Origin of the sequence: Flavobacterium omnivorum, assembly GCF_900099915.1 — a bacterium.
GTDB classification, from domain to species: domain Bacteria; phylum Bacteroidota; class Bacteroidia; order Flavobacteriales; family Flavobacteriaceae; genus Flavobacterium; species Flavobacterium omnivorum.
This window is the reverse complement of record NZ_FNDB01000027.1, coordinates 15,420-27,056: the sequence shown is the minus strand read 5'-3', so window position 1 is coordinate 27,056 and position 11,637 is coordinate 15,420. Positions and strand designations below refer to the sequence as shown.

Sequence of the window (11,637 nt, the reverse complement as noted above, 5' to 3'; positions counted from 1 at the left end):
TTTGTCGTTTTTCATATTTTCGTTGAGCTAAATCAAAATCATAGTTACCACTGCGTAAATCACAATTACGTTTTAGCTCTCGTGTTAAAACTGACTTATCTTTTTTAATAACTATTGCTATTTCGCTTTTACTGAAATTCTGCTCTAATAATACACTAATAGTATACCTTTGTTCACTGGTTAAATGGCTCATTATTTACAACTTTGGTCAGGAGTAAATAAAGACAATTTATTCCATTCGAAGGAGAGGACTTTAATGTCCTTTCTTTTGAAAAAATTATCCTATCCCTTTTCCTGAGAGTTGCATTAACTAATTGAATCTAGTTTTAGAAAAAGGCCCTATTTAAACTTTGTCGTTTGAAACTTTCTCAAAACAGAATAAATTCTTAAATTCGCCCATTCAATTAAAAAAAGAAAAACACACAAAATGAAATGCGCTTTTGCAAATTTCAGCACCAACAAAATAAACAACAGTTAATAAAATAAAATGAGTTTTTACGAATTCATTTTTACAACTATTCAAATAAAATCAAAAAAAATGAAATACGATATTATAGTTTTAGGAAGTGGTCCAGGTGGTTATGTTACAGCTATTAGAGCATCACAATTAGGATTTAAAGTAGCAGTTATAGAAAAAGAAAACTTAGGTGGTGTATGCTTGAACTGGGGTTGTATCCCAACAAAAGCGTTATTAAAATCAGCACAAGTTTTTGATTATCTAAAACACGCTGCTGATTATGGATTGACGGTTTCCTCCTTTGACAAAGACTTCTCAGCAGTCGTTCAACGCAGTCGTTCAGTAGCTGACGGCATGAGCAAAGGGGTTCAATTTTTGATGAAAAAAAATAAAATTGATGTGCTTGACGGTTTTGGAAAACTGAAACCAGGAAAAAAAATTGACGTTACTGACAAAGACAATAAAGTCACTGAATACAGTGCAGACCACATCATCATTGCTACTGGAGCCCGTTCTCGTGAGTTACCAAACTTACCACAAGACGGTGTAAAAGTAATTGGTTACCGTAAAGCTATGACTTTAGCTACTCAACCAAAATCGATGATTATTGTAGGTTCGGGAGCGATTGGAATTGAATTTGCACATTTTTACAATTCTATGGGAACCGATGTAACGATTGTAGAATTCATGCCAAATGTAGTTCCGGTTGAAGACGAAGACATTTCGAAACAAATGGAACGCTCTTTGAAAAAAGCTGGAATCAAAATCATGACGAGCTCATCAGTAGAAAGAATTGATACTACTGGTGCTGGAGTTAAAGCATTTGTAAAAACAGCAAAAGGAGAAGAAGTTCTAGAAGCAGAAATTTTGCTATCGGCTGTTGGAATCAAAACTAACATTGAAAACATCGGATTAGAGGAAGTTGGAATCGCTACTGACAAAGATAAAATTTTGGTAAATGCCTACAACCAAACTAACATTCCAGGTTATTACGCCATTGGTGATGTTACACCGGGACAGGCGTTAGCGCATGTAGCTTCGGCAGAAGGAATCAATTGTGTGGAAAAAATTGCAGGACTTCACGTTGAGCCTATCGACTACGGAAACGTTCCAGGTTGTACGTATGCAACTCCTGAAATTGCATCTGTAGGTTTGACTGAAAAACAAGCTAAAGAAAAAGGATACGAATTGAAAATTGGTAAATTCCCTTTCTCAGCGTCAGGAAAAGCAAAAGCTGCCGGAACTCCAGATGGTTTTGTAAAAGTAATTTTTGATGCTAAATACGGAGAATGGTTAGGATGTCACATGATTGGAGCCGGAGTTACAGATATGATTGCTGAGGCAGTTGTAGCACGTAAACTGGAAACTACTGGTCACGAAATCCTAAAATCAATTCACCCACATCCAACGATGAGTGAAGCCGTTATGGAAGCTGTAGCTGCTGCTTATGATGAGGTAATTCACTTGTAAATAAATATATCTATAGAAGTGCACTTTTGCAGTTCTACAACAAAATATCAAATCCGATTGGTGTACGCCAATCGGATTTTTTTATAGGTTAAATTGAGGAGTTCATTTTAACTACCACTTCTTTACTTTATACACTTGCGTGCACATAAAAAAAAACATAAATAGCTATTATTCATAATCTTAAATTAATTAAAAAAACAGTTTAACTTAGAATTATGAAACTTTTCTACAGAATTACATAACAAAATATTCTTACCTAATTACGTACTTTGAATAAATCAAAATTGTCGAACAGACAAAAGCGATTTTTGGTAATGGTTTAAATATACGTCTTATGAAAAATATTTATTTAAATGCTGGAACACTAAATGAAGTTTTTACTGAAATTCAAACCTCTTTTAATGGAGTTTTAAATTCAAACAACAACGAGTTTAAACTAACCTTAAATACCGATTTGATTAAGGGAAACATTGATGGAATTACTTTCATAAATGGCATTACCTCTATTCAGGCTAGCCTTACTTTTTTTGATGATGTCACGCTAAGCATAGAATCATTTAGTAACACTTCTATTGTATTTGCGTATTGCAATGAGGGACATTTTAGACATAGTTATGGTATTTCTGGTCAACAATTCACTGTCCAAAAACAGCATACAGCAATAGAAAGTAGCAATCGAAGTGTAAACAGTATATTATATTTCAAAAAAAACAATCCGGTACAATTTTCAATTATTAAGGTAGAAACTTTAAGTTTGGAACTAAACAGCACTAATTCTTTACTTTCGGATCTCAAAAAGACTTTTGTGAATAAACAACCAAATTTTACCTACCACAGCATTCAAAATTTAAGAATTGCAGAAAAATGGAATCAATTGAAAGCGATAACAGAGCAAGGAATGGTGGGGCACATTCTCAAAAAAGACCTAATACAATCGATAGTAGCACTCGAAATTGAAGACAACACAGATCCAGTACTTAAAATGGCACGTGGTATTAAACGTTCAACTTTACTCCAAGTAAATGAAACGAAAAAGATTTATAGTTTCATCAAACAGTATTCTTTTGACGTCATTTACAACAAAGTCATCGGTTCAAAAAGCAGACTTTTTAGTAAGGACTAATAAAAAAAAATGGAATCCCGCACTTACCTTATTTTTAAATAATAAATCAGATTTAGAATTGTGCTAATTATTGCGCTATCTCATGAATACAGACTGGATTTATGTTCATAAATAAGACCTTTATGCAAAACCATTTGCAACACAATATATTTTTTTTGTGGGAGTTTAACATATTAACATTAATTTACAAAGCAGCGTTATGAAACTATTCAATTCTACTCTATCTTTGTATTTCGAGTATTTTTGCTCGCTTAATTTAGATTTTATTCCAAAATAAATGAATACTGAAAATAACCGCTTTTCGAATATACTGCAGGAAAGTCAAAGTAATAATTGGGTCAGAGCCATCGATTCTTCTAAAATTATTAATTGGATTGACGATTTGTTCAAAATATTATTTCCTGAGAAAGCATTAGAAACGATTCAAATCGAATTGCTGTTAGACCAGAGCAAAGCCAACTTTATTTCTATACTTTCGGAGATTGTAAAAGATAAAACAGCTAATCAAATTTTAGATGATGCCGAAGCGTTTTATGCTGCCCTTCCTGATTTGTATACCTCCATGCAAAAAGATGCGCAAGCTATATTGGATACGGATCCCGCTGCGGATTGCATACAGGAAATTATCAATTCCTATCCAGGCTTTTTCGCTATAGAAGTTTATCGAATTGCAAATGTGATTGCTTCCCTCACTGCTTGTTTACTGCCTCGAATTCTTACCGAATACGCACACAGTAAAACAGGAATTGACATTCATCCTAGTGCCACAATAGGTGTTCCATTCATGATTGATCATGGTACTGGAATTGTCATTGGCGAGACCACCATCATTGGAAAATATGTCAGTATTTATCAAGGAGTTACTTTGGGAGCGTTGCAAGTCGAAAAGAGCATGCAAGAAAAAAAACGACATCCTACCGTTGAAGATCATGTTATAATATATGCCAATGCTACCATTTTAGGTGGAAGCACTATTATAGGAAACCATAGCATTGTAGGGGGTAATACATTTATAACCAAAAGTATGAATCCATATTCATTCGTCATGCAATCAAATAAAAATACGGTTTTGAACCAACAAGAAATAAAAGACATTAATTTTTTCTCTATTTAAATACTATGAAATACAACAACATACTCGAAACTATAGGCAACACTCCGCACGTAAAGATCAATCGCTTATTTGGCACTGACCATAATGTATGGATCAAATTAGAACGTGCTAATCCTGGAGCCAGCATCAAGGATAGAATCGCATTGGCTATGATAGAGGACGCCGAAGAAAAGGGATTACTCAAAGAAGGGAGTACCATAATTGAAGCCACATCTGGAAATACTGGCATTGGACTTGCTATGGTAGCGGCGGTTAAAGGCTATAAATTAATACTTGTTATGCCTGAATCGATGTCGATAGAAAGACGCCGACTCATGAGCCTCTATGGTGCTGAATTTGTCTTAACACCTCGTGAAAAAGGAATGAAAGGTGCACTGGAAAAGGCAAATAATCTGGTAACAGAAATACCAAATGCGTGGTCACCACTTCAGTTTGACAACCCTGCAAATATTGCTATTCATAAGACTACGACTGCTCAAGAAATCATAAAAGCATTTCCTGATGGCTTAGATTATATGATCACTGGCGTAGGTACTGGTGGTCACATCACAGGTTGTGCTGAAATCTTGAAACAACATTTCCCTAACTTAAAAGTATATGCCGTAGAGCCTGAAGCATCGCCCGTAATTAGTGGAGGCACACCCGCTCCTCACCCTATTCAAGGAATCGGAGCTGGATTTATCCCTACAAACTTACATACGGATTTATTAGATGGAACCATTCAAGTGAGTAAAGAAGAAGCATTTGCTTACACCCAAAGGGCAGCAAAAGAAGAAGGAATGTTCGTTGGTATTTCCTCGGGAGCATCACTGGCAGCAGTAGCAAAGAAATTAGCTGAAATCCCTAAAGACGCTAAAATATTGACTTTTTGTTATGATACAGGTGAACATTATTTAAGCATTGAAGGATTGTTTGTATAAATAAAAATGCTTTTAAAGTTTCCATGCCGAAAAATTATTGAGTACATAATAGTTAATTTGTAAAAAACACAAAAAAACATAAAAATGAAAATGCCCCAAAAAGTTAGATACTATTTGGGGCATTTCTATTTTACTCTTCTTCGTCAGGGCCGTGAGATTTGGAATATCCTCTCCACTTCTCAATACAATCCTGTAAATCCTGTGGAAGTTCTGTATCAAAACGCATCATCTCACCGGTTGTAGGATGCACAAAACCTAAAGTCTTTGCATGTAAAGCCTGCCTTGGCAATGCTTTGAAACAATTATCAATAAACTGCTTGTATTTTGTAAACGTAGTTCCTTTCAAAATTAAATGACCTCCATAACGCTCATCATTAAATAAAGGATGTCCTATATGTTTTAAATGGGCTCTAATCTGGTGCGTTCTTCCGGTTTCCAATTGGCACGAAATCAATGTCACGTATCCAAAACGCTCCAATACTTTATAATGTGTAACAGCAGGTTTTCCTATTTCTGGATCAGCAAAAACGGCCATCTGCATACGATCTTTAAGGTGACGCGCTAAACTTCCTTCAATTGTTCCTTGATCTTCAGTTACATTTCCCCAAACTAAAGCTACATATTCCCTCTCCGAAGTTTTTGCTTCAAATTGCTTAGCAAGGTGCGTCATCGCAGCTTCGGTTTTTGCAATAACCAGCAAGCCAGAAGTATCTTTATCGATTCGATGCACTAATCCGGGACGCTCACTGCTGTTCATGGGCAAGTTATCAAAATGATATGCCAATGCATGCACTAACGTTCCAGTGTAATTACCGTGACCAGGATGTACTACCATTCCTGGCAGTTTGTTTATCAACAATAACGTATCATCTTCATAAACAATATCAAGCGGTATATTCTCCGGAATGATATGATTTTCATACGGAGGATGAGTCAGCATAACCCGAACTACATCATTCGCTTTCACCTTGTAATTTGACTTTACCGTGGCGTCGTTTACAAAAATATTACCTTCTGTTGCGGCAGTTTGTATTTTGTTGCGAGTCGCATTTTGGATGAGACTCATTAAATATTTATCAATTCGTAAAGAGGCTTGTCCTTTTGGAACCTCAAATCTGAAATGTTCAAATAACTCCTCTTCTATATCTATGGTATCTCTATTATTGTTCATCAACTGGTGTTTCTTCTATTGGGGCTGCCAGCGTATCGACAGCATTTTCTTCTTCTTGGTAACTCATTTTTCCGTCCCCTAAAACCAAATCGATTTTAGATGATTTCAGGACTCTGTCACCTACTTTTAGGTTTCTTCCTTTAAAACGCATTTCTAAAACCATATCTTTTCCAAGATTTGGCACATAGGTTACGGTACCTTCTTCAAGTCCTAAAGCTTTCAATGTAGGCACGGCTTCACGATATGTTTTTTCAATTAAATCTGGAATTCGAACAGACGAAAATCCAGAAGTATTAATCTTTATATATATTTTTCTACCTACTTTTACTTTCGTTCCAGGTGTAGGATCTTGCTCTACCACACTGTATTGCGGAAAATCACTTCTATAATCCACACTGTCCAACAGCACGTAATCTAAATCTAATTCATCAAGTTTGGTTTCCACTTGTTCTTCGGTAAGCTTACGCAAATCCGGCACTGAAATTTCATGACCGTGATCTGTGGTAAAAGTCAACCAATGCATAAACAAATAGCCTAAAGCGGCAATAATGGCAAAAGCAATCAATACTTGTACAAGAAAGACACGGCTAGTAAGATACTTACGTAAACTCATAAATTTATTTTTATTTGTGGCAAAGATAAAGCTATTTCGTTTCAAAAAAAATGATAATTTTGTTTAAAGCTTTTAGGAGCTATTTCCCGCTATTCGTTACAATCTTTTTATCCGCCAAAAAGGCTGATAAAAAGGATTTTCACTGCTCTCGGGGCTAGAATCTCGTGTCAAAAACACCTTATATTTATTTGAACAAATACGAACAAAACGATACTAAATGAAAAACATTGCCATCATCATGGGCGGATATTCCAGCGAATATAAAATCTCACTCATCAGCGGAAACGTCGTATATCAATTCCTAGACAAAACAAAATACAACGGATTCCGAATCCATATTTTCAAAGAGAAATGGGTTTATGTTGATGCTAATGATGCCGAATTTCCCATCGATAAAAATGATTTTTCAGTAACTGTTGCTGATAAAAAAATTACTTTCGATTGCGTTTTTAATGCTATTCACGGAACACCTGGCGAAGATGGATTGATGCAGGCCTATTTCGAATTATTGCACATCCCGCAAACCTCCTGCGATTATTACCAAGCCGCATTAACATTCAACAAACGTGATTTATTATCTGTTTTAAAACCGTACGGAATCAAGACTGCCACTTCCTATTACTTAAATAAAGGCGATGCTATCAATACTGAAGAAATTGTCGCTAAAGTAGGCTTGCCTTGTTTTGTAAAACCAAATAGAGCGGGTTCCAGTTTCGGGATTTCAAAAGTAAAAACGGCTGCCGAATTACCAATTGCGATTGAAGTTGCTTACAAAGAAGACAACGAAATCATCATCGAAAGTTTTCTTGACGGCACTGAAGTTTCTGTTGGAGTAATCAATTATAAAGGAAAAGTTACCGTTTTACCAATAACTGAAATTGTTTCTGACAATGATTTCTTCGATTATGAAGCCAAATATTTGGGTAAATCTCAAGAAATCACACCGGCAAGAATTTCTGATGAAATGACTCAAAAAGTAAGCGAAATAGCCAAACGCGCTTACGAAATTCTCAAAATGAAAGGTTTCTCCCGAAGCGAATTTATATTGGTAAACGGAGAACCACACATGTTGGAAATGAACACCATTCCGGGATTAACAACGGAAAGTTTGATTCCGCAACAAGCAAAAGCCGCTGGAATTTCACTAGAAGATTTATTTACTAATGCGATAGAATTGGCACTAAATAACTAACTTTCCATTATGATAGAAATCTTTGAATGGAACCGATTATTATACAATGATCTACCAGAATCATTTCTTTTAGAAGTTATTTTCCGGTCCACCATAATGTTTACAGTTTTACTATTGACGTTAAAAGTGGCTGGAAAACGTGGCGTGAAACAATTATCGGTATTTGAAACAGTCATCATTATTGCTTTAGGATCAGCAGCCGGAGACCCTATGTTTTATGAAGAAGTTGGTATCATTCCGCCCATAACCGTATTTCTGGTTATTATACTTTTGTACCGATTAGTAACTTGGCTCACCGGAAAAAGTAAAAAATTTGAGGAGTTTATAGAAGGTAAAACGGAATGTATTATCAGTGAAGGAAAATTTTCTATTGCTACTTTCAAAAAAGAAAGTCTGGCTCAAGATGAATTCTTTTCAGAACTCCGATTGAAATCAATTGAGCATTTAGGACAGGTGAAAAATGCATTCATGGAAACTAGTGGCGAAATCAGTGTTTTCTACTATGAAGACCACGATGTTAAACCAGGATTGCCAATTCTGCCTTTTTTATTTAAACTCAAAAGTAAAACTATTCCAGCAGAAGGTATTTATTCCTGTACCTTTTGCGGTAATACGAAAAGCCACAAACAAGGAAATGCACTGTGCAGTGTTTGTGCAAAGTCGGAATGGGTCGAAGCAATAGCTACACTCCGAAAAACGTAATTCAACCCAAAGAAAATCAATGCGATTTAATTATATCTTATACAATGAGAAAAGCCATATTTCCGGGATCGTTTGATCCAATCACGTTAGGACATGAAGACATCATCAAAAGAAGCCTTCCGCTATTTGATGAAATCGTAATTGCCATTGGAATCAATGCCGAAAAAAAATACATGTTTACTCTTGAGGAAAGAAAACGTTTTATTGAAGAAACCTTCAAAAACCAGCCAAAAGTAACAGTGATTACCTACGAAGGATTGACTATCGATCTGTGCAAAAATATTAAAGCCGACTTTATACTGCGCGGATTGCGCAATCCAGCCGATTTTGAGTTTGAAAAAGCCATTGCTCACACCAACAGACGCTTATCAAAAATTGAAACTGTGTTTTTATTGACCGCTGCAAAAACTTCTTATATCAGTTCCAGTATTGTGAGAGATGTAATTAGAAATCACGGACAATATGAAATGCTGGTTCCTGAAGCAGTACGCGTCAAATAATTTAAGATATTTTGTCAAGTCGAGCGCAGTCGAGACCTATCTTTTGGTCTCGACTGCACTCGACTTGACAAATAAACAGTAACAATATTACTTGTGAAACGAAGCAAGAAGCTGTACTTTCACCAAAAATAAAAGCCTTTAAATATGAGTATAGAAAGAGAATTAAGTAAACGCAGCGGATCAAAATGTGAACTTTGTGGCGCAACAGAAAACCTAAAAGTATATCAAGTATTGCCAACCAAAAAAGGCGGACTTGATGAAAGTATTATGGCTTGCAGTACGTGCATTGACCAAATTGAAAACCCAGAGAAAGTAGATTTAAATCATTGGAGATGTCTAAATGACAGTATGTGGAATGAGAATGCAGCGGTGCAAGTTGTTGCTTGGAGAATGTTAAGTCGTTTACGAGCTTCAGGATGGCCTCAGGAATTATTAGACCAAATGTATTTAGACGAAGATACTTTGGCGTGGGCTCAAGCAACCGGAGAAGGCGAAGAAGACGAAACAAAAGTAATTCACCGTGACAGCAACGGTGTGATTCTGGAAATTGGAGATTCAGTAGTTTTAATCAAAGATTTAAAAGTAAAAGGCTCTAGCATGGTAGCCAAACAAGGAACTGCAGTGCGTAACATCAGACTAGATCACGAAAATGCGGAATACATAGAAGGAAAAGTTGACGGTCAAACTATTGTTATCATTACACAATACGTTAAGAAAATATAATTCTTTTTTTAGTAAAAAGTGAGTGGTGAATTGTGAATAATTCAAATGTACACTAACTTCCAAAAGAATCATTTTAATATAAAAATCGTTAGCAGTAAAACTTTACTACTAACGATTTTTTTATAAACATTAGAAAAAGAAGGAGTACTTTTTTCACAATTCGCGATTCACCACTCACTTTTTACTTCTCACAATTCACGATTCACTTCTCACCACTGACTACTCCTCTTCTTTCTTTATTACTTTTCTAGCTACTTCGATTTTAAATTTCTTGCCTTTCATTTTCTCCTCTTTAATCGCATGAAGCAAGTCTTTTACTTTATTGAATTTTACGGCAGCAAAAGAGATAAAATCTTTCACTTCGATTAATCCCAAATCGCCTTTTTCTAATTTCCCTTTTTGAGAAAAGAAACCTACGATATCAATTTTGTTCAATTTATTTTTCTTTCCGCCACTGATGTAAATGGTTTGAAATTCCGGTGGTTTTGGCAATGAGGTAGAGTTTTCTACTTTCAAAACTTCCATTCCGTAGTCAATATAATCCATTTTTTTCTCACTTTCATGAGCAATAATATAGGCGGTTCCTGAAGCCAACATACGTGCTGTACGACCGTTTCTATGTGTAAATTCATCTTCTTTGGAAGGTAAATGATAATGAATTACGTGATTCATCTCAGGGATATCGAGTCCACGGGCAGCTAAATCCGTTGTAATTAAATAGCTCACACTTCCATTACGAAATTGAATTAAAGCACGTTCTCTCTCATCCTGATCCATTCCGCCATGATAATACGTGGCATAAATTCCTTTTTCATTTAATGTGTCACTGATACGTTCTGCAGCATCACGATGGTTGCAAAAAACAATTGCCGACTGTGATTTCAAAGAACAAATCAAGTTGAACAAACTTCCTATTTTGTCTTTTTCTTTCGAAACTACCATTTTCATCGAAAGATTCGTTTCTTCCACGTTTTCTGGAATGAAATCCAAAATAGTTGGGTTTACGACTCTTGTATATCTAGGAATCTCAATATCGGAAGTGGCCGAAACCAAAACGCGTTTGTTCAGTTTCGTTAATTTTCCAATGATAAATGACATTTGCTCATGGAAACCCAATTGCAAGGATTTATCAAATTCATCCAAAATCAGCGTTTGTATTTTGTCCACGCGAAAAGTGCCTCTGTCAATATGATCGGCAATTCTCCCAGGAGTTCCTATTAAAACAGCGGGTGGATTGCTTAAATTTTTGATTTCAGTATCTATAGAATGTCCGCCGTAGCATACGTTTACTTTATAATCGGTTCCCATTTTTTTCCAAACCTGCTCAATTTGCAATCCTAATTCTCGCGATGGAACTAAGATTAAACATTGGACGGATTGGATTTCTAGTTGTAGCATTTCTAAAATGGGTAACAAAAAAGCCAAGGTCTTTCCGGAACCTGTTGGCGAAAGCAATAAAATATTACTATCATTCAAAATTGCATCTTGTGCAACTTCTTGCATTTCATTCAGGCTTTCGATACCTAAATTCAAAAGTATATTGTTGGAATGGTGTTTCTTATTCATTTTTATTATTTGTGCAAAGGTAATTTTAAATTTTAAATTATCATTTTTTTAAATTGAGTGCTTCCTTTTCCGACTATCATTTCTAT

At 35.6% G+C, this 11,637-nt stretch carries 12 protein-coding genes; 8 read left to right on the top strand and 4 right to left on the bottom strand.

From position 1 onward, the window contains the following. Positions 1 to 193: helix-turn-helix domain-containing protein (locus tag BLS90_RS16035; protein ID WP_139171437.1), on the bottom strand; the 193-nt coding region annotated here is incomplete at its 3' end. Between the two features lie 345 nt (positions 194 to 538). Here BLS90_RS16035 and lpdA point away from each other — a divergent pair. The 4 genes from lpdA (at position 539) to cysK (ending at position 5,084) form a co-directional block, all read left to right on the top strand. After that, a complete protein-coding gene (gene lpdA, locus BLS90_RS16030; RefSeq protein ID WP_091259422.1) occupies positions 539 to 1,927 on the top strand; it encodes a dihydrolipoyl dehydrogenase in 1,389 nt (462 codons plus the stop codon). Between the two features lie 334 nt (positions 1,928 to 2,261). Then, complete coding sequence (locus BLS90_RS16025; protein ID WP_091259420.1) at positions 2,262 to 3,050, top strand: hypothetical protein; 789 nt, start codon at positions 2,262 to 2,264, stop codon at positions 3,048 to 3,050. A gap of 277 nt (positions 3,051 to 3,327) precedes the next feature. After that, the gene (locus tag BLS90_RS16020) at positions 3,328 to 4,164 is read left to right on the top strand and encodes a serine O-acetyltransferase (protein ID WP_139171469.1); all 837 of its coding nucleotides are present in this window, start codon (positions 3,328 to 3,330) and stop codon (positions 4,162 to 4,164) included. A 5-nt stretch (positions 4,165 to 4,169) separates the two neighbouring features. Continuing rightward, on the top strand, positions 4,170 to 5,084 hold the full coding sequence (gene cysK / locus BLS90_RS16015) for a cysteine synthase A (RefSeq protein ID WP_091259418.1): 915 nt from the start codon (positions 4,170 to 4,172) through the stop codon (positions 5,082 to 5,084). 130 nt (positions 5,085 to 5,214) lie between these two features. On the opposite strand, the gene BLS90_RS16010 is transcribed toward cysK, so the two are convergent. Together BLS90_RS16010 and BLS90_RS16005 are read right to left on the bottom strand one after the other, a co-directional pair. Then, positions 5,215 to 6,255, bottom strand: a complete 1,041-nt coding sequence (locus tag BLS90_RS16010; protein WP_091259416.1) for an RluA family pseudouridine synthase — start codon at positions 6,253 to 6,255, stop codon at positions 5,215 to 5,217. Beyond that, positions 6,245 to 6,868, bottom strand: coding sequence for a PASTA domain-containing protein (locus BLS90_RS16005; RefSeq protein ID WP_091259414.1), 624 nt, complete (start codon positions 6,866 to 6,868; stop codon positions 6,245 to 6,247). Before BLS90_RS16005 ends, BLS90_RS16010 begins: the two co-directional genes overlap by 11 nt. A 217-nt stretch (positions 6,869 to 7,085) precedes the next feature. Between BLS90_RS16005 and BLS90_RS16000 the strand changes: the two genes are divergently transcribed. The 4 genes from BLS90_RS16000 to BLS90_RS15985 all read left to right on the top strand — a co-directional run bounded on the left by BLS90_RS16000 (position 7,086) and on the right by BLS90_RS15985 (position 9,985). Beyond that, positions 7,086 to 8,060, top strand: a complete 975-nt coding sequence (locus BLS90_RS16000; protein ID WP_091259412.1) for a D-alanine--D-alanine ligase — start codon at positions 7,086 to 7,088, stop codon at positions 8,058 to 8,060. 9 nt (positions 8,061 to 8,069) lie between these two features. Then, entirely contained in the window at positions 8,070 to 8,762 is a 693-nt protein-coding gene (locus BLS90_RS15995; RefSeq protein WP_091259410.1) for a DUF421 domain-containing protein, read from the top strand. A gap of 44 nt (positions 8,763 to 8,806) precedes the next feature. After that, the gene (coaD, locus tag BLS90_RS15990; protein WP_073353677.1) at positions 8,807 to 9,262 is read left to right on the top strand and encodes a pantetheine-phosphate adenylyltransferase; all 456 of its coding nucleotides are present in this window, start codon (positions 8,807 to 8,809) and stop codon (positions 9,260 to 9,262) included. A gap of 144 nt (positions 9,263 to 9,406) precedes the next feature. Then, entirely contained in the window at positions 9,407 to 9,985 is a 579-nt protein-coding gene (locus BLS90_RS15985) for a PhnA domain-containing protein (RefSeq protein ID WP_091259408.1), read from the top strand. A 219-nt stretch (positions 9,986 to 10,204) separates the two neighbouring features. On the opposite strand, the gene BLS90_RS15980 is transcribed toward BLS90_RS15985, so the two are convergent. Further along, a complete protein-coding gene (locus BLS90_RS15980; protein ID WP_091259406.1) occupies positions 10,205 to 11,551 on the bottom strand; it encodes a DEAD/DEAH box helicase in 1,347 nt (448 codons plus the stop codon). Between the last annotated feature and the right edge of the window lie 86 nt (positions 11,552 to 11,637).

Coding starts and splice junctions, on each gene's coding strand:
- lpdA (WP_091259422.1), top strand. CDS start 539: ATGAAATACGATATTATAGTTTTAGGAAGTGGTCCAGGTGGTTATGTT.
- BLS90_RS16025 (WP_091259420.1), top strand. CDS start 2,262: ATGAAAAATATTTATTTAAATGCTGGAACACTAAATGAAGTTTTTACT.
- BLS90_RS16020 (WP_139171469.1), top strand. CDS start 3,328: ATGAATACTGAAAATAACCGCTTTTCGAATATACTGCAGGAAAGTCAA.
- cysK (WP_091259418.1), top strand. CDS start 4,170: ATGAAATACAACAACATACTCGAAACTATAGGCAACACTCCGCACGTA.
- BLS90_RS16010 (WP_091259416.1), bottom strand. CDS start 6,255: ATGAACAATAATAGAGATACCATAGATATAGAAGAGGAGTTATTTGAA.
- BLS90_RS16005 (WP_091259414.1), bottom strand. CDS start 6,868: ATGAGTTTACGTAAGTATCTTACTAGCCGTGTCTTTCTTGTACAAGTA.
- BLS90_RS16000 (WP_091259412.1), top strand. CDS start 7,086: ATGAAAAACATTGCCATCATCATGGGCGGATATTCCAGCGAATATAAA.
- BLS90_RS15995 (WP_091259410.1), top strand. CDS start 8,070: ATGATAGAAATCTTTGAATGGAACCGATTATTATACAATGATCTACCA.
- coaD (WP_073353677.1), top strand. CDS start 8,807: ATGAGAAAAGCCATATTTCCGGGATCGTTTGATCCAATCACGTTAGGA.
- BLS90_RS15985 (WP_091259408.1), top strand. CDS start 9,407: ATGAGTATAGAAAGAGAATTAAGTAAACGCAGCGGATCAAAATGTGAA.
- BLS90_RS15980 (WP_091259406.1), bottom strand. CDS start 11,551: ATGAATAAGAAACACCATTCCAACAATATACTTTTGAATTTAGGTATC.